Source organism: Bacillus sp. lyk4-R2A-2 (assembly GCF_030209735.1).
Taxonomy (GTDB): domain Bacteria; phylum Bacillota; class Bacilli; order Bacillales; family Bacillaceae; genus Bacillus; species Bacillus pumilus.
In genome coordinates this window covers 86447-109539 of record NZ_JARVRK010000006.1, presented here as the reverse complement: position 1 = coordinate 109539, position 23093 = coordinate 86447, and the positions used below count along the sequence as shown (strand labels likewise).

General features: G+C 40.6%; 28 protein-coding genes. 18 read left to right on the top strand and 10 right to left on the bottom strand.

Annotated features, from left to right (window positions below):
- Positions 1 to 85: 85 nt before the first annotated feature.
- Together QRN39_RS11490 and QRN39_RS11485 are read left to right on the top strand one after the other, a co-directional pair.
- The gene (locus QRN39_RS11490) at positions 86 to 829 is read left to right on the top strand and encodes a (S)-benzoin forming benzil reductase (RefSeq protein ID WP_253622939.1); all 744 of its coding nucleotides are present in this window, start codon (positions 86 to 88) and stop codon (positions 827 to 829) included.
- 145 nt (positions 830 to 974) lie between these two features.
- Positions 975 to 1508, top strand: a complete 534-nt coding sequence (locus QRN39_RS11485; RefSeq protein ID WP_284907302.1) for an HD domain-containing protein — start codon at positions 975 to 977, stop codon at positions 1506 to 1508.
- On the opposite strand, the gene QRN39_RS11480 is transcribed toward QRN39_RS11485, so the two are convergent.
- Positions 1505 to 2989 (bottom strand): esterase/lipase family protein, encoded by a 1485-nt coding sequence (locus QRN39_RS11480; protein WP_284907301.1) that lies wholly within the window; start codon positions 2987 to 2989, stop codon positions 1505 to 1507. The two genes, QRN39_RS11485 and QRN39_RS11480, sit on opposite strands and share 4 nt — an antisense overlap.
- Positions 2990 to 3171: 182 nt before the next feature.
- On the opposite strand from QRN39_RS11480, the gene QRN39_RS11475 reads away from it, so the two are divergent.
- The 9 genes from QRN39_RS11475 to QRN39_RS11435 all read left to right on the top strand — a co-directional run bounded on the left by QRN39_RS11475 (position 3172) and on the right by QRN39_RS11435 (position 9557).
- Positions 3172 to 3408: a YuzF family protein gene (locus QRN39_RS11475; protein ID WP_003213721.1), complete on the top strand. Its 237-nt coding sequence runs from the start codon at positions 3172 to 3174 to the stop codon at positions 3406 to 3408.
- A gap of 185 nt (positions 3409 to 3593) precedes the next feature.
- The gene (locus QRN39_RS11470; RefSeq protein WP_284907300.1) at positions 3594 to 4697 is read left to right on the top strand and encodes an AI-2E family transporter; all 1104 of its coding nucleotides are present in this window, start codon (positions 3594 to 3596) and stop codon (positions 4695 to 4697) included.
- Positions 4698 to 4768: 71 nt separating this feature from the next.
- Positions 4769 to 4990, top strand: a complete 222-nt coding sequence (locus QRN39_RS11465) for a spore germination protein (protein WP_003213446.1) — start codon at positions 4769 to 4771, stop codon at positions 4988 to 4990.
- A gap of 99 nt (positions 4991 to 5089) precedes the next feature.
- Positions 5090 to 5311 (top strand): spore germination protein, encoded by a 222-nt coding sequence (locus QRN39_RS11460; RefSeq protein ID WP_050944046.1) that lies wholly within the window; start codon positions 5090 to 5092, stop codon positions 5309 to 5311.
- Positions 5312 to 5407: 96 nt separating this feature from the next.
- Positions 5408 to 5656, top strand: coding sequence for a YueH family protein (locus QRN39_RS11455; protein ID WP_034660684.1), 249 nt, complete (start codon positions 5408 to 5410; stop codon positions 5654 to 5656).
- Positions 5657 to 5683: 27 nt separating this feature from the next.
- On the top strand, positions 5684 to 6091 hold the full coding sequence (locus QRN39_RS11450) for a YueI family protein (RefSeq protein WP_212045493.1): 408 nt from the start codon (positions 5684 to 5686) through the stop codon (positions 6089 to 6091).
- Positions 6092 to 6151: 60 nt separating this feature from the next.
- Positions 6152 to 6703, top strand: coding sequence for a cysteine hydrolase family protein (locus QRN39_RS11445; RefSeq protein WP_212045492.1), 552 nt, complete (start codon positions 6152 to 6154; stop codon positions 6701 to 6703).
- 17 nt (positions 6704 to 6720) lie between these two features.
- On the top strand, positions 6721 to 8190 hold the full coding sequence (locus QRN39_RS11440; protein WP_003212630.1) for a nicotinate phosphoribosyltransferase: 1470 nt from the start codon (positions 6721 to 6723) through the stop codon (positions 8188 to 8190).
- 140 nt (positions 8191 to 8330) lie between these two features.
- The gene (locus QRN39_RS11435) at positions 8331 to 9557 is read left to right on the top strand and encodes an EAL and HDOD domain-containing protein (RefSeq protein WP_212045764.1); all 1227 of its coding nucleotides are present in this window, start codon (positions 8331 to 8333) and stop codon (positions 9555 to 9557) included.
- Positions 9558 to 9587: 30 nt separating this feature from the next.
- Here the strand turns inward: QRN39_RS11435 and QRN39_RS11430 are convergent, their stop codons facing one another.
- Positions 9588 to 9941 carry a YuzC family spore coat inner layer protein gene (locus QRN39_RS11430; protein WP_284907299.1) on the bottom strand — a complete coding sequence of 118 codons (354 nt, stop codon included), beginning with the start codon at positions 9939 to 9941 and terminating at the stop codon, positions 9588 to 9590.
- 505 nt (positions 9942 to 10446) lie between these two features.
- Between QRN39_RS11430 and degQ the strand changes: the two genes are divergently transcribed.
- The 6 genes from degQ to QRN39_RS11400 all read left to right on the top strand — a co-directional run bounded on the left by degQ (position 10447) and on the right by QRN39_RS11400 (position 15246).
- Positions 10447 to 10587, top strand: a complete 141-nt coding sequence (gene degQ, locus QRN39_RS11425; protein ID WP_003213123.1) for a degradation enzyme regulation protein DegQ — start codon at positions 10447 to 10449, stop codon at positions 10585 to 10587.
- A gap of 151 nt (positions 10588 to 10738) precedes the next feature.
- On the top strand, positions 10739 to 11662 hold the full coding sequence (locus QRN39_RS11420) for a polyprenyl synthetase family protein (protein ID WP_284907298.1): 924 nt from the start codon (positions 10739 to 10741) through the stop codon (positions 11660 to 11662).
- Positions 11631 to 11819: a competence pheromone ComX gene (gene comX, locus QRN39_RS11415; RefSeq protein WP_342496544.1), complete on the top strand. Its 189-nt coding sequence runs from the start codon at positions 11631 to 11633 to the stop codon at positions 11817 to 11819. The genes QRN39_RS11420 and comX overlap by 32 nt, the downstream gene beginning before the upstream one ends.
- Positions 11820 to 11825: 6 nt before the next feature.
- A complete protein-coding gene (locus tag QRN39_RS11410; RefSeq protein WP_253622277.1) occupies positions 11826 to 14111 on the top strand; it encodes an ATP-binding protein in 2286 nt (761 codons plus the stop codon).
- 80 nt (positions 14112 to 14191) lie between these two features.
- Entirely contained in the window at positions 14192 to 14833 is a 642-nt protein-coding gene (comA, locus tag QRN39_RS11405; protein ID WP_003213500.1) for a two-component system response regulator ComA, read from the top strand.
- Positions 14834 to 14856: 23 nt separating this feature from the next.
- Positions 14857 to 15246, top strand: coding sequence for a hotdog fold thioesterase (locus QRN39_RS11400; RefSeq protein ID WP_003213775.1), 390 nt, complete (start codon positions 14857 to 14859; stop codon positions 15244 to 15246).
- Positions 15247 to 15354: 108 nt separating this feature from the next.
- Here QRN39_RS11400 and mnhG read toward each other — a convergent pair whose 3' ends face one another.
- The 7 genes from mnhG to QRN39_RS11365 are packed head-to-tail and all read right to left on the bottom strand — an operon-like array spanning position 15355 to position 21131.
- The gene (gene mnhG, locus QRN39_RS11395) at positions 15355 to 15729 is read right to left on the bottom strand and encodes a monovalent cation/H(+) antiporter subunit G (protein WP_003213369.1); all 375 of its coding nucleotides are present in this window, start codon (positions 15727 to 15729) and stop codon (positions 15355 to 15357) included.
- Positions 15713 to 15994 carry a Na(+)/H(+) antiporter subunit F1 gene (locus QRN39_RS11390; RefSeq protein WP_003213177.1) on the bottom strand — a complete coding sequence of 94 codons (282 nt, stop codon included), beginning with the start codon at positions 15992 to 15994 and terminating at the stop codon, positions 15713 to 15715. The genes mnhG and QRN39_RS11390 overlap by 17 nt, the downstream gene beginning before the upstream one ends.
- Positions 15994 to 16473 (bottom strand): Na+/H+ antiporter subunit E, encoded by a 480-nt coding sequence (locus QRN39_RS11385; RefSeq protein ID WP_044140819.1) that lies wholly within the window; start codon positions 16471 to 16473, stop codon positions 15994 to 15996. Before QRN39_RS11385 ends, QRN39_RS11390 begins: the two co-directional genes overlap by 1 nt.
- Before the next feature lie 6 nt (positions 16474 to 16479).
- Positions 16480 to 17958 carry a Na+/H+ antiporter subunit D gene (locus tag QRN39_RS11380; protein ID WP_034620106.1) on the bottom strand — a complete coding sequence of 493 codons (1479 nt, stop codon included), beginning with the start codon at positions 17956 to 17958 and terminating at the stop codon, positions 16480 to 16482.
- Positions 17951 to 18292, bottom strand: coding sequence for a Na(+)/H(+) antiporter subunit C (locus QRN39_RS11375; protein WP_003213576.1), 342 nt, complete (start codon positions 18290 to 18292; stop codon positions 17951 to 17953). Before QRN39_RS11375 ends, QRN39_RS11380 begins: the two co-directional genes overlap by 8 nt.
- Positions 18292 to 18723 carry a Na(+)/H(+) antiporter subunit B gene (locus tag QRN39_RS11370; RefSeq protein WP_034620105.1) on the bottom strand — a complete coding sequence of 144 codons (432 nt, stop codon included), beginning with the start codon at positions 18721 to 18723 and terminating at the stop codon, positions 18292 to 18294. The genes QRN39_RS11375 and QRN39_RS11370 overlap by 1 nt, the downstream gene beginning before the upstream one ends.
- Positions 18720 to 21131 (bottom strand): Na+/H+ antiporter subunit A, encoded by a 2412-nt coding sequence (locus tag QRN39_RS11365; protein ID WP_284907296.1) that lies wholly within the window; start codon positions 21129 to 21131, stop codon positions 18720 to 18722. Before QRN39_RS11365 ends, QRN39_RS11370 begins: the two co-directional genes overlap by 4 nt.
- Positions 21132 to 21350: 219 nt before the next feature.
- On the opposite strand from QRN39_RS11365, the gene QRN39_RS11360 reads away from it, so the two are divergent.
- A complete protein-coding gene (locus QRN39_RS11360) occupies positions 21351 to 21560 on the top strand; it encodes a hypothetical protein (protein ID WP_003213300.1) in 210 nt (69 codons plus the stop codon).
- A 74-nt stretch (positions 21561 to 21634) separates the two neighbouring features.
- Here QRN39_RS11360 and QRN39_RS11355 read toward each other — a convergent pair whose 3' ends face one another.
- Positions 21635 to 22972, bottom strand: coding sequence for a 2-hydroxycarboxylate transporter family protein (locus tag QRN39_RS11355; protein ID WP_003213451.1), 1338 nt, complete (start codon positions 22970 to 22972; stop codon positions 21635 to 21637).
- Positions 22973 to 23093 lie beyond the last annotated feature (121 nt).

Here is a 23093-nt window from a genome sequence, read left to right as displayed (position 1 = left end):
AAGAGGCAGGTTTTTCTTTGTGCAGATTGCTTGAATTCGTACCGTTTCCCTACGTAAAATAGAGTTATCGAGGGAGGAGATTGTCATTCGAGTTTCAATCGTTACAGGCGGATCAAAAGGATTTGGCCTAGCACTTGTGAACCGGCTGCTTTCACGCGGAGATCATGTGTACACGGCAGCAAGAAGTGCATCACCAATTTCTCATCCGAAGCTTACACATACACAGGTCGACCTGACAGATGAGCAAGCAGCAGCCAAATGGCTTCGAGATTGTCTCACGCCGCAAACACTGACAGCAGCTGATGACATCTTATTCGTCAATAATGCAGGCATGGTGACACCAATCAAGCGTGTGGGGCAAGGCGGACAGGATACGCTTCATCAGCATTATACGCTGAATCTTGTGATTCCTGTTTTGCTGAGCCATGTGTTTGTTAAGCAGACTCAATCATTTAATGGAAAGAAAACGATTGTTCACCTTTCTTCTGGAGCGGCGAAAAATCCATATAAAGGCTGGAGTGCGTATTGCAGCTCAAAGGCAGGACTTGATATGTTTATGAGGACTTTGCATGAGGAACAGCAGGACGAGGAATATCCAATCAACACGTTTTCATTTTCCCCAGGCACGATTGATACAGATATGCAAGGAGAGATTCGGAAATCATCAAAACAGGACTTCGAACAAATTGATCGTTTTCAGCAATTATATGAAACAGGCACACTGAAGAGTCCAGATGAAGTCGCAGGTATTTTGCTCGATCTTTTAGCGGGTGATCCAGCTGGCGGCTGTGTATACGATGCACGTGAGTATGTGAAAAAGCAGTCATAACGACTGCTTTTTTCCGTCTTGTACAAGCAAAACCGGCCAATTTGACATAAGCTAATCTTGAGACTCATAGAAAATATAACAGAACATTTGAGTTTCTTTTCAGAATATGTTAGGATGCTAAAAATATAGATAAGGAGGGGTCTCCATGATAAAGGTTACATTAATGGATGTTTACACCCATCCAGTTGCTCAAAAGTATTTAAATCGTTCAGGAAAAGCCCATGCGATTGCTTGTGCTTATCACGCATTCAAGCTGGCGATGAAGGCTGGGATTAACCCAGATCTGGCTGTGAAAGCAGCGCTCTTACATGACATTGGCCATTATGAATGGTATACAGCCGTCGGAGAATGGGATTACGAGACATATAGACGAAATGATATTCATGCCATTAAAGGTGCGGAGCGGGCACATAAACTGCTCATACGGCTCGGGGAGGAACCAAAAGCAGCCAAAGATATTGCACTTGCGATTCTGCTTCATACAGATTCCTATTTGCCAGAGGGCGACCTTCATAAGGACACACTCCAACAAATTGTGAAGAAAGCAGATGAAATGGATGAAGAGCCTGGCGGACACCACCATTACAGACAAATAGACGAATCACTCGCAATGAAAAAAATTGCTGATTTGGATCAGAAAGTGCAGCAGGCACTTCAGCCCATGAAACGCTCTGTTTAATATGGAATGTCACCATGAACCGTTCCGTGCTGATCGACATACAATGTGCGAATAACGGTACGGTTAAACGCAGATGTCCCTGACGCAGTGAGTCCAGTGTAATTTACCGTGACAGAATAAGCACCTTCTTTTTTCAATTGAACGGCTGATGAGGTACTTGTTTTCAATGGATGATCTTTTTTTGCATCTTGAAAGTAAGTGGTTTCCACCGTTCTGCTTAACCGTTTAATCAGACCGCTTGAATGGGTCGATGCATCTCCTGACTTCGAAGCAGCTTCTTTAATTTCTTCATTTAATGGAGAATCAAAGGTTACAAGCAGCAGATAAGGAGCTCTTTTTCCTGAATTCGATTGAATCGTCCATTTTCCAGGAACGGGTTTATTGATTTTTACATGGTGTGAATATGCGCCTTCATATGGGAAAGATGCTTCCGATGTCTTAAGGTTTGTTAAGACATCTCCATTTGGGGCAATGATTTCGGGCTGCGTCTCCTGCCTTTCATTTAACCACTGGATCGATAAGCCATTCGTTCCTTCCTCTACATAGAACGCTTCTGTTTGATCCTTTTCACTTTCTCCACCTTTCACATAAACATCTGTATTGAGCTCAGCAGAAACGGGCTCTTGTTCCTCTTTATGTTTATTTTCAGCGCTCGCGGCATTTGCCAGCAGCTGATGCTGGAACACAGGAAACATACTTGTGCCGTTTTTGATTGAATAGTGATCCCATTTTCCGGTTAAAATATTGTTTGCATATGATAGTTTTGTGCTGTTTACCGTGACGGCACCATCATTTGTACCAAAGCTCTTTAAATACATGCCGCCTAAATACAGCGCACCGCCAAATGTTCCCCATTCCGAACCAGAGTAGGTGACATATTTATTGGGAAACGCCTCAAGCTGGTCGGTTTCACTTCGAAAAGCCGCCATCAGACCGGTTTGCAAAGAATAAAGCGCGTCGCTTTTTTGTCCAAGAATTTCCGCCAGCCAGCTTCCGCCCTTGCTATACGCTAGATCCGCAAGCGGTGTCCCGTTATGAGGAGAGCCGAGAGTAATGACCTTTTCCACATAGGGATGGGCTTTGAAATACACCAGGGCGGACTGTGTATCGACCCCGCCTTTACTATGACCAATCACAATGAGTTTTCTACCAAACGAATCATAGATTTCTTTGAGCTTTTCCGCTAATAGTTTGCCGTTCTTTTTCATGTCCTGATCTGGGTGCAAATCTATGAATGCGCTTTCGTATCCGTTCAAAACAGCCTGCTTTGCCATATCGTTTCGATTGGACCAAGTGGAGGAGGAGCTGTTAATGCCATGAACAAAAACAAGTGGTGGTTTTGATCCGTCTTTTTGAACGGGCTCTTCGCCTTTAAACCACTTTCCTGGCGTCCCTGGTGGGTCTCCAATTGTCCCTGCATGCGCATAACATGCAGAGGATAGAAAGAGCATGACAGCAACAATACAGATGAGTTTTTTCAAGACAATTCACCTCTTCAAATGTTTTAAATGGTTGGCAGCACCAATCTATTATACTTCTAAAAAATGTAAAAACGCATCAATTGTTAAAATGTGGTATTGATGTTGTGGGATTGCCCTGAGTGACATTCACATGGGTTCATGCATACGCTGTGGGTAAATACACAAGTAAAGGGGCGGGTAGTATGGCACAACAAGGAAGTCCACAGCTTGTTTCATTAGTTGATCCATATGTTTATCAAACATTGCAGAAAGTGGTCGGTATGAGATTAATTGTGCAAACAGTGAAAGATACGGTCCGTGGGAAATTGAAGGAAGTCATGCCGGATCATATTGTCATAGAAGCGGGGGCGAAATCAGTTTTTTATGTGCGGATCCAGCAAATCGTGTCGGTGATGCCTGATCACAGTGAAAGAGTGTAACAAGCAGACGCATAGGTGTCTGCTTTTTTTCATGCTTATAGAATGTATATCTAGAAAAAGTGCATGATATACCAATTGTTCTTTTTTTTTCAAAAAATGAGGTTCTAAAAACAAGAAGCAGTTGACAGATGGTGGGTTGAATAGTAGTTTTTTAATAAGATCAATACGTAACAGGAGGAGCATCTTTGTTAAAATCTAAAGTTCATTTTTGGACATTCCAAATATTACTTGTTTTACTCATTGTGTATGTATCAACAAAGGTTTCGTTTTTATTTCAGCCGATTATTTTATTTGCATCAACACTGTTTGTCCCCATTTTGCTGGCGGGTATTCTCTTTTTCATCTTTAATCCAATTGTTCAATTTTTGTCCAAGAAAATGCCTAGGACACTCGCTATCCTGATCATTTATCTCCTGTTCATCGGACTCATCACAATCATCGTCAATGCTGCTGGACCTGTCATTGTCACGCAGTTAGGCGGACTTGTCAAAAGCTTCCCTGGATATGTGACGGACATGCAGAAATTTATCAATGACTTTTCGCATTCTAAAACATTTACTTGGATGATGAGCCAAGATTATGTGTCTGTCTCAAAGTTTGAACAGACGGTCGTTTCGACATTAAAGGCATTACCGGAAAACATTGCTTCAAGCATGTCTGCGGTGTTTGGCGTGATTGCGAATATTGCTTTAGCCGTCATCACAGTTCCATTTATTTTATTTTATATGCTGAAAGACGGGCATAAGTTTCCGGACAAGCTCGTTCAGTTCTTACCAATGCCTTACCGCAAGGAAGGGCTCAAGATCTTCAAAGAATTAAACGACACACTCGCAGCTTACATCCAGGGCCAAATTATTGTCTGTTTGTTTGTCGGAGTCGCTTGTTTTATTGGATACTTATTAATAGGTGTGAAATATGCGCTTATTCTCGGTATTATCATTGCGGTCACAAATGTGATTCCATACCTTGGACCATATCTTGGCGCGGCACCAGCTGTGCTGATTGCCTTTCTTGATTCGCCTGGAAAAGCAGTGGTGACAGTGATTGTGATTCTTGTCGTGCAGCAAATTGACGGAAATGTCATTTCTCCATTGATCATTGGGAAACGCCTGAACACACATCCTTTGACCATTATCCTGTTATTAATTGGGGCAGGAAGCTTTGGCGGTATCCTTGGCATGATCTTTGCGGTTCCTGTCTATGCACTGTTCAAAGCCATCACCCTGAATATTGTCAGATTGGTTCAGCTGCGTCAGCGGTCTCGTAAAGAACAGCATTTAAACGTCTAAGGCAGGGCAAATGCACAACTTTTCCCTTTCTGCATAAGATGATTGACATAAGCAGATAGGGGGAGATTTTGATGCCTGCCATCGTTGGACCTATTCATATCGAGTCATTAGGAGGAAATGGTGCAGCTACTTTCGGTGATGTACTGGCCATTGCTCCTTTAGCTGTAGACCACTCGACTGGCGGGGCTGGAGCCTTTAATTCAGGTGATTATATGTCTCTTACAAGTGATCCAAATGCGACGATGCTTTGGGACTTCACATTGTTTGGCCAGCCTCAATCATTTAATGCATAGAAAGACAGCTGGTGATCAAATATCAGCTGTCTTTTTTTATTTGTGATACACGTATTGTTGAGCTGGGCATATGATGTGGATAGAAAAGGTGGTGGAGCAATGCCAGCGATTGTTGGACCTATTCATATAGATCGTGTGTACGGAAATGGGGCGGCACATTTCGGTGATGTTTTTGCTATTTCACCAAAAAGTGTTGATCACTCCGCCGGTGGTTCAGGTACCTATAATGCAGGGGACCTCGTCCAATTTTTTAACAGTCCAAACGTCACATTTGTTTGGGATTCTAATCTTATTAGTCAGCAAAAGAGCTTCAATGCGTAGCCAGCTTTGAAAGGGTATTCCTTTTCAGAAGCTGTCTTTTTTTATGGTACAATGGATATGGATGTAAGAAGAAAAAAGAGGTGTGAACAGAGTCAAATGAAAATTAGAAAAGCACACATCACAAGCCGGCAGCCAAAGACCTACAATGTATATTTACATGAAAATAAAAAAGAATATAAAACGCTTGTTGCCGTACCTGACATTGAATGGAGTATATCCATTGCGTACGAGGACGAAAAAGAGCAGCTGATCCATACGCTTGAGCAATCCTTAATGGAAAGAGCAGAAACAGACGAAGCCCGTGAACTTGCACTAAAGATTGTGCACTGGGTCACAGAAATGTAAATTTTAAAACCAGGAGTGAAAACAGCGATGAAAGAAGAATCCATAGACTTTTATTTGCAGCAAGGGATATTTGGACATGCTGAAACAAAACCCGATGAACGAAGAATGTTTCTCGGTTCATTAAGGGAACGAGCGCTTCTTGCCCTGACAAAGGGACAGGTATCACGAAATAAACCGTATCAAGAGGTCGAACAAATATTAAAGGCCAACCGTCAGGCCACTGTTCTTTTAAATGGTGAGTTGTCCTATGCTTCTTATTCTCAATATGTGAAAATGGCTAATGCCGCTGGATGTTCCTTTAAAGTGGTGAATCATCATGAGGCACATTCTCCTTTTGGTCTTGTGATAGAGCTGCCGAATGCGGTCAATCAAGAGCACATCTATATCGAAGATGAGCTGTTTCAAAAGGCTTTTTCTCACGAATCTGTTGAATAGGTTTCCCTAGTGAAATGAATAAGCTATAATGAGTCAAAAGAGCATATGGGAGAGATGCGGATGGGCAAAGCATTGATTTGTATTGATTATACCGTTGATTTTGTTGCAGACGATGGAAAATTGACATGCGGAAAGCCTGGACAGGCGATAGAGCCTAAGATCACAGAGATCACTTCTTCGTTTATTGAGGAAGGGCACTTTGTCGTCTTTGCAGTCGATCATCATGAGGAGCAAGACCTTTATCATCCAGAGACAAAGTTATTTCCGCCCCATAATATTCGCGGGACAAAGGGAATTGAACTTTATGGAAAACTAAGTTCACTATTTCACACGTCAAAGCATTTAAAACATGTCTACTATATGGAAAAAACAAGATACTCTGCTTTTGCAGGCACTCAATTAGAAATGAAACTGCGCGAGCGTGGCATCACTGAACTTCATTTAGCCGGCGTATGTACCGATATTTGTGTACTTCATACAGCTGTTGATGCGTACAATAAAGGCTTCGAACTTGTGATTCACGAGAATGCTGTGGCGAGTTTTAATGAAGCGGGGCACGAGTGGGCACTTTCTCACTTTGAGCAGTCGCTTGGTGCGAAAGTGGTTAAGTAAGGGAAGGAGAATGGAAGTTGGAGCATCGGTTTATTGACGACAGTTTATCACTACATACAGACCTTTATCAAATTAACATGGCAGAAACGTATTGGAGAGACGGCATTCATGAGAAGAAGGCAGTGTTTGAACTCTTCTTCAGAAAGCTTCCATTTGACAATGGCTTCGCTGTATTTGCTGGTTTAGAGAAAGCGATTGAGTATTTATCGGACTTCTCCTTTACCGAAAGTGATCTAGCGTATTTAAAAGACGAACTCGGTTATAAAAGCGATTTCATTGATTATTTAAGCGGGTTATCCTTTACAGGCTCCCTTCATTCAATGCGGGAAGGCGAAATTGTCTTTGCAAATGAACCAATTATGCGTATCGAGGCAACGCTTGTCGAAGCGCAGCTAATCGAAACCGCCTTGCTGAATATTGTGAACTTCCAGACGCTGATTGCAACAAAGGCAGCTCGGATTAAAGGAATCATTGAAGACGAGACAGCACTAGAATTTGGAACAAGACGTGCACATGAAATGGATGCAGCAATGTGGGGAGCAAGGGCGGCACTTATCGGCGGTTTTCAGGCGACAAGTAATGTTCGTGCTGGGAAGCGCTTCAACATCCCAGTGTCAGGAACACATGCTCACGCACTTGTACAAGCATACCGTGATGAATATACGGCATTTAAAAAATACGCTGAAACCCATACAGACTGTGTCTTTTTAGTCGATACGTATGATACCGTGAGATCCGGTATTCCGAATGCCATTAAGGTAGCGAAAGAATTCGGAGACAAGATCAACTTTATTGGTGTCAGACTTGATAGTGGTGACCTTGCCTACTTGTCTAAAAAAGCTAGAACGATGCTGGATGAAGCTGGATTCCATGACGCAAAAATCATTGCATCAAGTGATCTCGATGAACATACCATCATGAATTTAAAAGCACAGGGTGCCAAAATTGATGTGTGGGGTGTTGGAACAAAACTGATCACAGCATTTGATCAGCCAGCTCTCGGTGCAGTGTATAAGCTTGTGTCCATTGAAGAAAACGGCAAAATGAATGATACCATCAAAATTTCGTCCAACCCAGAGAAAGTGACAACACCAGGACGTAAACGTGTGTACCGCATTATCAACCAATTGAATCATCACTCAGAGGGTGACTACATTGCGCTCGAAGAGGAAGATGTTCATAGTGAGGATAAGCTAAAAATGTTCCACCCTGTGCATACATTTATCAGCAAATTTGTCACAAACTTTGTGGCGAAGGATCTACATGTCCCGATTTTCGAACAAGGAAAACTTGTATATGACAATCCGGATATTCAAACGATTCAAGCCTATGTGCAGGATAGCCTCGGACTTTTCTGGGAGGAATATAAACGAATCAGCAAACCAGAAGAATATCCAGTCGATTTGAGTCAAAAATGCTGGGATAACAAGATGCAGTTTATCCATGACGTGAAAAATAAAATTAAACTAGAGCTTTATGAAAGCTAACGTTGGAAGAAAAGGAGATCATCCAGTCAGGTGATCTCTTTTTTTATTTTTTCACCGATTCAAATTGAACCATAAGCGCAATCATTTGGTATACTGAAAGCACATCTTGTTTGTCATTGCATAAAGGAGGATTGGAGCAGTTGAGGGTGTTTGTTGCGAGACAGCCTATTTTTAACAGAAAAGAACAAGTCGTATCATACGAGCTACTTTATAGAGATAGTGAAACCAATACATATAGCGCTGAAGATGGTGACAAAGCGACAACGGACCTCATTATTAACAGTTTTTTAAATATCGGCATCGAAACATTGACAGAAGGCAAAAGATGCTACATTAATTTCACCGAAAGCTTACTTTCGTCTGATCTGCTCACCTATTTTGATCCGCATCAGCTTGTGATCGAGATATTAGAAAATGTCCCGATTACCCCGGCTCTTATTATGAGATGTAAGGAGTTAAAAAAATGGGGATATACGATTGCACTTGATGATTTTTTTCTAAGCGGATCACATTTCAGTGACAAGTTGCTTGACGAACTCCTCTATTGCATTGATATTTTAAAAATTGACTTTCTAAAGACTACATCGAAAGAACGTAGAAATATTCTACATACCTATAAAAAATATCGACTTCGCTTCCTTGCAGAAAAGGTGGAAACGCGAAGAGAATATGAAGAAGCGCTAGAAGCCGGCTTCCATTTGTTTCAAGGGTATTTCTTTAGTGAGCCGCATGTTATATCAGGACGAGCATTATCAACCAGCTTCCATGCGTACCACCAGCTATTAAATGAGCTGAGCAAGGAACAGCCGAATATCCAGGTCGTGACCCATTTTATTGAAAGTGACCTTTCGCTATCATACCAATTATTAAAAATGCTCAATTCAGGCGGCATGAGACGTCTTTATCAAATCAAAAGTATCCGGCAGGCGATTATTCTGCTCGGGTTTAATGAAATTCGGCGCTGGATCTTTATTCTTTCATTTAAAGAATTGAATGTTCAAGCCAATTCAAGCCAAAAAGAAATTATCAAAATGTCCTTCATTCGGGCGAAAACGTGTGAACTGATTGCGAGTCGTACCGATCGAGAGCATCCAGCCTCTTATATGCTGACAGGTATGTTTTCTCTCATCGATACACTTGTCAGGGCAGATATCACAGAACTTGTGAAAGAGCTGCCGCTTTCTGATGAAGTTGGCGAGGCACTGCTTGGCTATGAAAATGATTATTCATTTGTACTCGGTGTAGCCAAACGGATTGAACGAAATGAATGGGATCATGAGATGTTAGATGGGAATCTCCCGAAGCAAGAAGCCTACGGATGTTATATAGAAGCCATTGAATGGTGTCATAAAATGTTTGAATCGTAAAAGCCGCTCACGTCAGAGCGGCTTTTTTTGTTATGCCCACTGTAAAAGGAGAAAAAGTCTGCTAGAGGCGAGAGACAAGTAGATACGAATGCCTTCTGGACTAAAGCGGATGTCAATACCACTTTTCACACCGATTTGCTTCAGCATTCTGATGACACTTGCCGAATCAGAGCGCTCAGCAGCCTCCATGATCCGCTGTGCAAACGAAAGCGAGCTGGAAATCTGCTGTGTAATAAGTGAAGCATCAGCAACAAGTCGGGCTGATTCCTTTGCGGCTCGTTGAAACGAGTGGGCATCTACTGGAGGAAAAGTCATAGGTGTGCGCGAATATGCAAGGCTCATTGCGGGACCTTGCAAAGCAGGGTAAGGAACATAGTAAAACACATGGTCACCTCTTCTCTCATTGACGTGAAATTGGACGGATATCTGTTCTAAATGTATGTAGAAAATCAGAATAAAGAATCAAAATGATCTTTCTATCTTTATAAATCCAACATAAAAATAGGTACTTTTGCGGTCAATTTCGGTGAATGTCGCCAAAATATTGCGGTGTCCACAATGGGGTCTGTCGTCTGACCTATAACACGCAAAACCGAGGTTATAGAAGAGATCGTATGTTCTATTATGAGAGAAGTGTGACGAATGATGCCTATTCTTGTTGCATTAGTGACACAATTCCTTTGAAATTAAGATAAAAGTATGATTTGAAAAGTCAGAAAATGATGAAAAAAGACCTATTGAATTTTGCGGTATCACGCACACATTTTGTGCATACTTTTCGGTGAAAAAATACTCAATTACATTTACACTGTTAGTAATAGATCAAATACTTATGACCCAATCACCATACACAAATACATTGATCTTCCAAAAAAGGAGAGTGGAATCGATGGAAAAGTATGAAATCGAAGAACTTAAACAATTATTATGGAAACTTGAAAACGAAATTAGAGAAACAACGGCTTCTCTTCATAACATTAACAAAAGCATTGATCAATACGACAAATATGAATATGTGAAAATTTCTTAAAGACTTGATAATCATCAAGTCTTTTTTTTATCCAAATACATACAAAAAAAGGATATATTATTATATAATTGTTAAATAGTGATGTCAGTGGACATTTGCTCATGTCTTTTTAGTAAAATAAAAGGCGGAAGGGTGAGGGACAAGACCGAGTATGCTAAACTATCTAGAGAATACAAAAATCAAGCAGAATATGTCTGATTTTATTCAACATGCAGTCAGGCAGAAAGATTTACAACAACTGCTTCTAGAATTTACAGATATAAAGAATGAATTTCCCTTTGGGCAATTGGCTTACAAGCATTATGAGGCATTTGGCGGACAAGACAAGCAAGCGATTACACAATTGGCAGCAGGGATTGAACTTCTCATCTTATCAGCCGATATATTAGATGATATCGAAGATCAGGATAAAGATTCGTATCCTTGGATGAAATGTCAGAGCGGAATTGCGATTAATGCGGCGAATGTTCTTTTTACATTGAGTTTTGAAGTCTTTTCAAAGCTTGACCATGCAACAGAGCTGTTAAACAATGTATATTCCTATTCCATTCAGTCAATGCAAGGGCAGCATATGGATATTACACTGGAGCCGAAGAATGAGCAGGATTGTTTAGATATCATGAAGTCAAAAGCAGGATCACTGTTTGTGTTACCCTGTGTGTTAGGGGTTATTTTGGCAACAGGTTCTTTTGAAAAGAATGTAGAAGAATATGCGTATTATCTAGGTATGGCAGAGCAGCTTGAAAATGACTATTTAGGTCTTTTTAATAAAGAGAATATTGATTTTAAAAGAATGCAAACACTACCGCTTGTCTATTTAAAAAATGAATTTAACCCATCCAGTTCAGGCTTGCTCAGTTATTTTCAATCAGAGAATAAGAGCATAGGTTCTAAAGAATTCAAGGATAAATTAAAAGAATCTGGTGTTCAACAATATGTATTTATTATGAGAAACCTCCTCAGAAATAAGTTTAAAGAATCATTCAAGAAACTACATTTAGAGGCTTCTAAAAAGGAAAAGCTGTTACTCTTTTTAATTGGAGATGGAGAAGATGAACATTCAGAAACTGGTTAGTTATCTAGTGGGAAACCCCTCGGCGTTAAAGCAAGTTGCTAATGGAAATGCATCGTTACTTCACGTTGATCAAGTGACTGCGAGTATTATTGTTGAAGGTTTTCAGAAAGAAGATACCATTAGATCAAAAAAATGGAGAGATGCTGGTGAGTATTGAGGCTCTATGCAAAAATTTTACTCGAAATTAACTGTTATTTTAATCATCCTTAGCTTCATTTATGTGATTTATATTTCTTACATCAATGTGTTTAATATCTTTGTAGGAGCAGTCGTTTCGGTGAATAGTGACGGACAACTTGAAATAGAGGATGTTGTTGATTTTACAGACAGTTATTATGCTGGTGTTAGAAAAGGCGATATCATCCTTGAAGTGAACGGTAATAAAGAACCAACCGAAGAAGTAAGAAGAGGTTATTTAGCAAACGTCAAAAGTTTAGTTGTTGATAGACATGGTGATGAAATTGTCATAGAGAATGTGAGGTTATTAAGTCAAGAAAATCTATTTATCTACTTAATACCGATCATTTTTTATTCAATCTGTCTATTTTGTATATTTATGATTTTAAAAATCAACAAATCTAGGAAAAAAGAGTCTGCATATATTCTTGCCCTTTTTTTATTGGCTGTTGCTGTAGCATATGTCAGTTCTGGTGGTTCTGGTAAAGGTGAGTATATTAGTGGTTTTATCGTCATTTCTACAATGACTTGTGTACCTCCTTTATATATGCACTTTATGTATCAGTATTTGAAGGAATTGGGTACGAAAATTATTAGTGTACGTGTGCTTCTTTCTTTGTATGCAGTTCCATTTATAAATCTTGTTTTAGAAATTTATTTTAAAAATATGGTTTTAGCTGCTTTCAACTTACTTTCGTTTTTTGCACTTGCATTTATTACGATTATTATCACATTCAGATCAGCTAAAAGGTGGAAAGGCACGGAAATTGGTAATGTCCTTAGTGCATTTGGACTTGTCTTAATCACGTCATTCAGTCCTTTTATGCTGTTCTTTATCATTCCATATTTTTTTCATAAGTATTTTATTTCGCCTTATATTCTTGCTTCGTTTGCATTATTAATTCCGTTTTTCTTAGTCTATCAATTTATGTCAAATAAATTGTATAATGTGGATTTCTTTATGGGGAGGATCAAATATTACTGCCTTTTAGCCATTACACCAACTATAGTAGTGGTTATCATATTTGATTTCATTCAAAAACCTAGTGCTAACTTTTATACAGTGAAGTTTACGATTATCACGTATATTCTTATGTTGACAGTCTTTTACTTTAAAGAAATCATCGATTTTCGCTTTCGCCTGAAGCGTTTTTCAGAGAAGCATAATTATCAGGACAGTGTGTTTAAATTTACGCAGCTCATTCGCGAGGCATCATCACTTCACCAAGTGTTATATCATTTGAAATACACCATTTTAGAAGTGCTAGTTGTTAATAAAGCCTTTGTGCTTGAAGTGAAGCCAGATGGACAAATAGAAGAGATTGATGAATCTTCAGGTGATAGTGAGCTATGGAAAAAGTATGTAGACCAATTTCAAGAATTATTAGGTGAAGTTGGAAAAATCGTCGGGCTTGATAAAGGGTTCATGATGAAAATTGGCGAGCGGGGCGGTCACTCTTTTGTGATTTGCTGTTTATCTAATTTACGGATACCAAAATTGACGCGTGATGAGATTTCTTGGCTGAAAACATTGGCATTTTATACAAGTGTCAGTTTAGAAAATGTCGTCAAGATTGAAGAATTGATGGAGCATCTTGAAGATTTGAAGCAGCGTGAAGCGAATCCAGCTTGGCTGAAAAAAGTCATGTTTGCGATGGAAGAAAAGCAGCGATCAGATTTAGCAAGAGATCTTCATGATTCTGTGCTGCAGGATTTGATATCACTGAAAAGGCAGTCAGAGATGTTTTTAACGAATTTCCAAAATGACCAATGCCCGACTTCTATTGAACAATCGCTTATCTCATGGAATGAGCAAATGTCTAAGGTGATTCAAACCACGAGAGAAACATGTCATGAACTTCGGCCGCAGCTACTGTATGATTTAGGTCTAGTGAAGGCGATATCGAAGCTGACTTCTCAAATCCAGGAGGAAGCACCGTTTCATATCCGGCTGAATACGACACGCTTTGATAAAGAGCTGGACATTGATTCCCAGCTGAATATTTACCGGATTGTTCAAGAACTGTTATCCAATGCCTTGAAACATTCTCAAGCCAGCCAAGTGCTCGTAATGCTGATTTGTATTAAAGATCAGGTTGTTCTTCACTACGAGGATGATGGAGTAGGCTTTGACGCAAGCCATCTTGATCAGCACACCATGAGCATGGGCCTCTCTGGGATCAGAGAACGAGTCAAGGCGTTAAATGGGAAGCTTCACATTCATACCGCACCTGAAAAAGGGCTGAAGGTGAAAATTGAAATGGAATTGTAACGATTTATTAAGGAATAAGACTTGGCATCTGCCAAGTTTTTTATATAAAATGGAAGTGAGTGATTTAAAGGGAGGAAGACATGAAGAAGATATTGGTCATTGATGATCATCCGGCTGTCATGGAAGGGACAAAAAGCATATTAGAATCAGATCAGCAGCTATCAGTCGATTGTTTAAGTCCTGATGCAGAAGCCGCCTTTTTAAAGACGCATGACTTTTCCATCTATGATGTGATTTTGATGGATTTAAATCTCGGGGATATCAATGGAATGGACATTGCGAAACAAATTCTAGAAACCAACCAACAAGTGAAAATCATCATTTATACAGGGTATGAAGTAGATGATTATTTTGAAGAGGCCATTCGGGCTGGATTGCACGGTGCAATTAGTAAAACAGAGACAAAAGACAAAATTATTGAATACATACACCGCACATTGCAAGGAGAAGTTGTCATTCAGCTATCCTATTTAAAGAAATTAATTTCACAGCAGCAAGAAAAGCCAGAACAGGCGCAGGAGACCGATCACGAGCTGTTAACAGAGCGAGAGTGTTTGATCCTCAGAGAAGTGGAAAAAGGATACACGAACCAAGAGATTGCCGATGTGCTGCATTTGAGCAAACGCTCGATTGAATACAGCTTGACGTCCATCTTTAATAAGCTGAATGTTGGCTCTCGAACCGAAGCGGTGTTAATTGCAAAATCTGAAAGTGTGCTGTAAACGTGTGAAGGGAGAGAACCCTGATGGAAGTGAGTGGATCAAATACACTGCTTGAGGCACTGGGGATTGAGATTGTAGAGTGTAATGAGTCTCGATGCGTAGCGACAATGCCAGTTGATCACAGAACAAAACAGCCATTTGGACTGCTGCACGGAGGAGCTTCTGCTGCTCTAGCAGAAACAGTGGCAAGCATGGGAGCTGCGGCTCATTTAGACTTAACTCAGCAAGTTTGCTCAGGGATTGAAATCAATGCCAATCACTTAAAATCTGTACGTGATGGAGTAGTGACAGCGACGGCTGTTCCTGTACATGTCGGGCGCCGTACAATGGTATTTCAAATTGATATTAAAGATGATCGAGACCGGCACATCTGTACGTCAAGATGCACACTTGCTGTCATTGATCGCATATAAAAAAAGCTCCCGGTGCAGCGGAAGCTTTTTTAGGTTGGATTGATTCATAAAAAGGTTTTTCCATAGAAATAAAAGAAAGGACCCCACATGTGAGGTCCTTCTTTCGGTTTATAAGTACGAGTCTTCTTTGCGTTTAATCACGAAGTTACGAAAACCGCCATAATCATCCTGTACACTTCGTTTGTCCATCTTGACCCCCGTATTGTAGGCGGCTCTTCCGATCAAGTGTGCGCCGACTGGAGCTGTTAAAAAGATAAAGACAATTCCAAGTAGGATCTTCGCAGAAATAATCCCTGCAAGAAACCATTCGTGAAAGAACACCCCAACTAATATGAGGACAACACCAAGTGTCGATGCTTTTGATGCAGCATGCATACGTGTATAAACATCCGGCAGGCGAAGAACGCCAATGGCTGAAATGAGACAAAGGATGGCGCCAAGCAGGATGAAGAAAATGACAATAGCTTTAGCGATGACGATCATTTTCAATCACTTCCCCTTTCTCAAGGAATTTGGAAAAAGCGACAGTGCCGATAAAGGCAAGGATACCGAGCAGTAAAATAATTTCAAAGAACGTTGTCGTTTTCAGCAAAATAGAAACGATAGCTGTCATCCCAATTAAATTGATACCTATCGCATCAAGCGCACTTACACGATCAGGAATAGAGGGCCCTTTGATAACCCGTATCACAAAAAGAAAGGTGGACAGCGCAAGAATGCCAAGTGAAATTTGTAATATGAGCTCCATTACTTACCGCTCACCTCCTGAATCGCTTTTTCAAATGAAACCCGGATATCGTGAATGGCTTTTTCTGCATCTTCAATATCCATCGCGTGAATGTATAAAATGGAACGATCATCAGAAATATCAATGACGAGTGTACCTGGTGTCAATGTAATCATATTAGCCAGTATGGTGATTTCCCAATCCGTTTTCAAATCTGTACGAAAGGCGAAAATACCGGGCTTAATGGTGAGCTTTGGAGATAATACGGTCTTTAATACACTTAAATTGGCAAGAAGCAGCTCCCGAATAAAAATCAATACGAGCTTGAAAATCGCAAACAGGGCATAGCCGTAAAAACGCTGCGGGAAAAACCGCCGAAGCATAAAAATGGCGACCATCCCTAGTACAAAGCCTGATACAAAGTCTGCGGCTCTGTATGTATCATTCATAAACATCCATGTAAAGGCAAGGAGAGCGTTTAGTAATATTTGAAAGGCCATGTTCATCTACTCCTTCAGCACAGCTTGAATATATTTTTCTGGTGTTGAGAGCATTTCCGCTGCTTGATTGATATAAGGGGCAATGAACTCTGTCCCTAACCCAATGGCAAGCGACAAGATCACAAGCAGTACGCCAGGGTACACCATTCCTTTAATCGACGGTTTCCTTCTTCGCATATCTTGATCCTCGCCCCAAAATGCGAGTATGAAGATCCTCATAATCGAATACAGGACAAGAAGGCTGGACATTAAGACAAGGATAGAAAAGGTCATGTGTCCAGCAGAAAATCCACCTTCTACAATCTTTAGCTTTCCAACAAACCCACTCAGAGGAGGAATTCCTGCTAGGGATAAAGCCGAAATGAAAAACATCCACCCTAGTAAAGGCTGAGATTGAATCAGTCCGCCCATCTTTTTCAAGTGGTTTGTGCCAGCGTATACAAAAAGTGCACCTGCCAGCATAAATAAAGCGCCTTTAATCACCATGTCATGAATGAGATAATAAATGGCCCCTTGGAGTGAGGCAGGTGTATTGGCTGCAATCCCAAACAAAATGACCCCAACTGCTGTGACAATGTTATAGATGACGATCTTTTGCACATCAGAATAGGCAATAGAGCCAATCACACCGAATATCACCGTTAGTGCGGCAAACCAAGCCATGAGTGTATGTGTAAACCCTGTATCATGTATAAAAATTAACGTAAAGACTCTGGCAATCGCATATAAGCCAACCTTTGTCAGCAGTGCACCAAATAGAGCAGAAATAGCCGCTGGCGGTGCATGATATGATCCTGGCAGCCAGAAATAAAGCGGGAAGATCCCAGCTTTTAAGCCAAATACAATGAGAAACAGAATAGAAATGACAGTGATTAATCCTGTTTGCCCTGATTCAGCTATTTTCACGCTTAAATCAGCCATATTCAAAGTGCCCGTGACTGCATATAAGCAAGCGACACCGACAATAAATAATGCCGACGAGATGATATTAAATACAATATATTTGAGTGATTCTCGAAGCTGAGGCTTTGATCCGCCTAACACAATGAGCATATAAGACGCCATTAGCAGCAACTCAAAAAAGACAAACAGGTTGAAAATATCGCCTGTTAAAAAGGCCCCACTTACGCCAGCTAACAAAAATTGTACGCCAGAGTAATAGAAAAGCCGCTCCTTTTCCTTCCCAATTGTTTGAAAGGAGAATAGAACTGTCACTAGCCCAACAACGGAAGCGGTGAGCACAAGGAGCGCAGCAAACTGATCGGCCACAAGGGCAATCCCAAATGGTGCTTTCCAGCCTCCTAAATAGAGAGTTTGAATCCCATTAGTAAAGATGGTTTGGACTAAATACACATTACAGACAATGGCTAAGAGCGAAGCAAACACACTAAAGCCTCTCGACAGCATGATGTTCTTATTCATAAAGATCAATAGTGTAGCAGCTAATAATGGAATTAAAATTGGCAGGATCACGAGATTATTCATGCTGATCATTTCCTCTCATTTGATCCATGTCATCTGTTCGCAGCTCTTGGAAGGCACGGAAGGCCATGACAAGTAAAAAGGATGTCACACCAAAAGCAATGACAATGGCTGTTAAAATTAATGCTTGTGGTAATGGATCTACATAGGATGTGAGCCCCTCTTTTAAAATAGGTGGAGCTCCTTTTTTTAAGCCGCCCATTGTCAAAAGAAGCAAATGGACGCCGTGACTTAAAACAGCAGTACCGACGATGACCCGTAGAAGGCTTTTTGAAAGCATTAAATAGGTCGCCGCCATAAAAATAATACCGACGATTATAGACATTAGAAATTCCATTATTCCTTCTCTCCAATCGTTTGAATAATGGTCATGGTGACACCGACAACAACTAAATATACACCGATATCAAACAGTACGGCTGTCGCCAGTTCTGTTTTCCCTAAAAACGGCAGTTGAAAATAATCAAATGCATGGGATAGAAAAGGTGCACCGAATAGAAAGGATCCCATACCCGTCAGGATCGCGACGAGCAGCCCGGTCGCTGCAACATAAATAAAGTTAAAGGGCAGAATACGTCTCACTGTTTTCAGATCGTAGGCTAAGAGCAGAAGGACGACAGCACTGGCACTCATCAGGCCGCCAATGAATCCCCCGCCAGGATTGTTATGTCCCGCAAGAAATAAGTGAAGGGAAAAAAGCAAGATGATGAATGCTGTGATTTTTGTTGTGACTTGTAAGAGCATATCATTCGTATCAATTTTCCTCATCGCCGCACACCTCTCTTCCGTTTTCCTTGTGCCTGTGCCTTTAATAATCCATAAATACCAAGTGCCGCAATCGCCAGCACGGTAATTTCAAACAGTGTATCAAAGCCCCTGAAATCTACAAGAATGACATTGACAATGTTGTCGCCGCCAGCAAGTTTATAGCTGTTTTCAATAAAGTAAGTTGAAATGGACTCAAGTGACTGCTGACTTGTGGAAGCAAAAGCAAGACAAGTGACAGTGAGACCAACACCTATTGAAATGATCAAATTGGTTAATTTGAATTTTCTCGTTTTTTGCTTCAAGCTCAGCTTCGGCAAATGATAGAAGCAAAGTAAAAACAGTGCGACAGAAATCGTTTCAATAATCAGCTGTGTCAGGGCAAGGTCAGGTGCTCTGAAAATCACGAAGAATAATGACAGCGTGTATCCCATGACACCTAGAGCAATAATGGCAGTTAAGCGTGAGCGGGCGAATACAGTCGTGACCGTCGCCGCCACCATCACAAGTGAAAGAATTGCTTCATACGTGCCAATTGGCGCAGCTTTTTCTGTTTCAAATGAGAAAGCTTGCTGATAGAACATCACGCTGCCAAGTACGATAATCATGAATCCAAACACATAGACAAGGTAATCACGAAGGAAACCGGTCATATAGCTGTTTGTCAGGCGGTATGAACCTTTTTCTAAACCGATTAGAGAACGATCGTATAACGTGTTAAATGACCATTTTTCCTTAAATATATTGTACATTGGACGCCATTTTGACAACGTTAAATAGCCGATTGTACCAAGTACAACAACACCTATCGTCATATAGAGCTCTGGCTGGAAACCGTGCCACGCTTCAATTTTTACTGCAAAACGGCTTCCTGTTTCAATGGCTTCCGGGATGATCGCAGCAATCGCGGGTTCAATGACCGAGTAGGCAAGAATATTAGGGAAAAAGAAGAAAGTGACCACAAGTGCAGCGAGAATGATTGGCGGAATGAGCATGCCAATCGGTGCTTCATGCGGTTTTTTCTCTAATTGGTCTACATTCAGACGACCTCTAAATGTTTTAAAGAGAAGCATCATACTGTAAATGAACGTAAAGACACTAGCGAGCCAAGCAATTGCTGGAAAAATAGCGCCCCATGTCGAAATATCTGTAAAGCTGATCTCAGAAATACGTAACATACTTGTGAAAAACAGCTCTTTACTTAAGAAGCCGTTAAATGGCGGTAGTCCAGCCATTGAAAATGTACCGATTAGCGTAATCGTAAAGGTAATCGGCATGATGGTCATTAAACCACCTAATTTCCGAATGTCACGAGTACCTGTTTCGTGATCGATAATACCTGCTGCCATAAAGAGACTGCCTTTAAACGTAGCATGGTTAATGAGGTGAAAAATAGCAGCAAGAACGGCTGCGCCAAAAAAGGCAGGGTTGTTTTCATGAATCGCAGCTGCGCCGACGCCAAGCATGAGCATAATCATGCCGAGCTGACTAACTGTCGAGTAGGCCAGAATGGCTTTCAAATCATTTTGCCGGACGGCATGGAATGATCCCCAGAATAATGTGATAAGTCCGACAATGGATATGGTCCAGAACCACACCTCTGATATAGCAAAGATCGGACTGAAGCGGGCAACAAGATAAATACCGGCTTTCACCATCGTAGCAGAATGCAGATAACTGCTCACAGGGGTAGGTGCTTCCATTGCATCAGGCAGCCAGATATAGAATGGGAATTGCGCTGATTTCGTAAAGGCACCTAGTAAGATCAGGATCATGGCAGGGATAAAGTAAGGTGATGCCATAATGAGCTGAAGCTGATTGACTGCTTCACGAATACTGAATGAATCAGTGATCAGGTAGATGAGGATGAAGCCACCAAGCATAGCTAATCCGCCAAAAACAGTAATAAGCAGTGATTTGGTTGCACCATATCTAGAGCGCTCCCGCTTATACCAATACCCAATTAAGAGGAAGGAAGAAATACTCGTTAGCTCCCAAAACAAGTACAGAACCACCATATTGTCAGAGAGAACCACACCAAGCATAGCGGTCATGAACATTAACAAATACGTATAGAAAGAGCCAAGCTGTTCTTTTTCTTTTGATAAGTAGAAAATACTGTACAAGACCACTAGTGCGCCAATACCTGTAATTAATAATGCAAATAACAAGCTAAGGCCATCAACATATACAGTAAAATTCATCCCTAAAGATGGAATCCATTCAGCTTGTGAGAAAAGCGTTCGTCCATTCGAGGTAATGTGTAACATTTGGATGAAATAGGTGAATAAAAGAATCGGCAAGATGAGAACAAACCACCCTGTATGTATACGCCTTACATATTTAAAAAGGAAAGGTACAACAAAGGCGAGTAAAAAAGGTGATAGGATGGCGAAGTGAATAAGCTGCAAGAAAATGAACCTCCTTTGATCAATATAAATTCACGTTCTAAAGAACTGGTAATTAAAATTATATCTTAAATACAGCCATAGTGCATTGGTTTGAAACGATTTCGAGCAAACTGTATTTGTTTTGGGTTCTTTTGACCACAAAAATAATTTTATCAAAAATGAAACTCATTGTATATTGTTTTGTTTTTCGTACATGCTTTTCTTAAAGGAGCTGATTAAATGAAACGAAAGATCGCCATCAGCTTAAGCATATTCTGCACGATTTTAGGAGGAGCATTCTTGATTGACCGAAATGATCAAAAAAGGTGGCAGGACGGCAGTGAATGGCCGCTATTTTCTGAGCACCTTTTCCGCATGAGCTATCAGGAAACTAAGCTGTATCCTTTTCAGCCTAGGGAATATTTACGAATTGTATTAGCTGATGAATAAAATCATATAGGATAAAAGAAATATAAAAAAGCATGTGCCTATGAGAGGGCACATGCTTTTGATGTTTCAATGTTTTAAGTAAACATTCTAAGTAAGATTGTTGCGCAGATCACAGTTGCTGCTCCGCCAAGACGTGTAGATACTTGTGCGAAAGGCATGAGACCCATTCTTCCAGAAGCTGAAAGGATCGCAACGTCACCAGTACCGCCAAGTCCGCTGTGACAGCCTGTCACAATCGCAGATTCTACTGGGTACATGTTCATCAATTTCCCAACGAAGTAACCAGAACCCACCATTCCAAGAACGACAGCGATACATACACAAACGAATGGAATAGAAATCACTGTTGCTACATCATCAAGTGGAATGTATAGAATCCCTAAACCGACCATAAGTGGCCATGTAAAGCTTCTTGATACAAACTTGTAGAACTGCTGTGAGCCATCTTGCAGATGCTGAGGCATCACGTTTAAGTATTTGATTAAAGCGGCAAGAACAATCATTAAGATTGGACCTGGAATATGAACAAAGCTTTCTAATAAACCACCAAAAATGAACGTTGTACAAGCCACGAGTACACCAGCACCCATTAACCCAAAATCAACTTTTGGATCCATATCAGGCTGTTCAAAAATTTCATTTGCTTCTTTAGATTTTACAAGACGACCATTCCCGTTTAGTTCAGGACGTTTTTCACCAAGCTTCTTCATTGCGCCAGCACAGATAATGGCAATGACGTTCCCAATGACGGCAGCAGGAATTAATTGAGAGATTAATGACTCTGCTGATACACCAAGAATTTGTGAATAAGCAATAGATAATGGCAAAATCCCTTCTCCAACACCACCAGCAATAATCGGAACAATAATAAAGAAGAACGAATGATGCGGTGTGTAACCAACTAAAAGACCAACAAGAATTCCGGCAGTCACAGCTGCAATTGTACCTGCAACAAGAGGAACAAACATACGAATAAGGCCTTGTACTAAAACAGTTCGCTGCATCCCAAGAATACTACCTACTACAAGAGCAGAAATATAGAAGTAAAGGAAGTTCGACGTCTTCATAAGAGACGTAACCGCTTCCAACGAGTTCGGATTCAGAACATGAAAAAAGACCAGGAACGATGGTACGAATAAAGAAAGAATCGCCGGTCCACCAATATCTTTTAATATCGGAATACGTTGTCCTATATCTCCAAGGAAAATCCCCAAAATCATAATAACAGCGAAGCCACCAAGCATATTTGCTGGAATTTTATTAAAATAAGCGGCAGTTAAAATAATCGCTGCAAGTACTAAATACACAGGTAAGTCAATAACACCAATTTTCCAAGACATGATCTTACGGAAAACGCTTTTATTATTGTCAGAATCGTCTGTAATCGATTTCAATTGTTGTGTATTAGCCACATAAACACCCCCAAATGCTATTTGTCTCAATTGTAGAAGATTCTGTGACACTCATCTATTTATTAAACTAAATTAAGTGTAATAAAAGTAAAATAAACAGGAGTTTTTATGTTTTTATCAT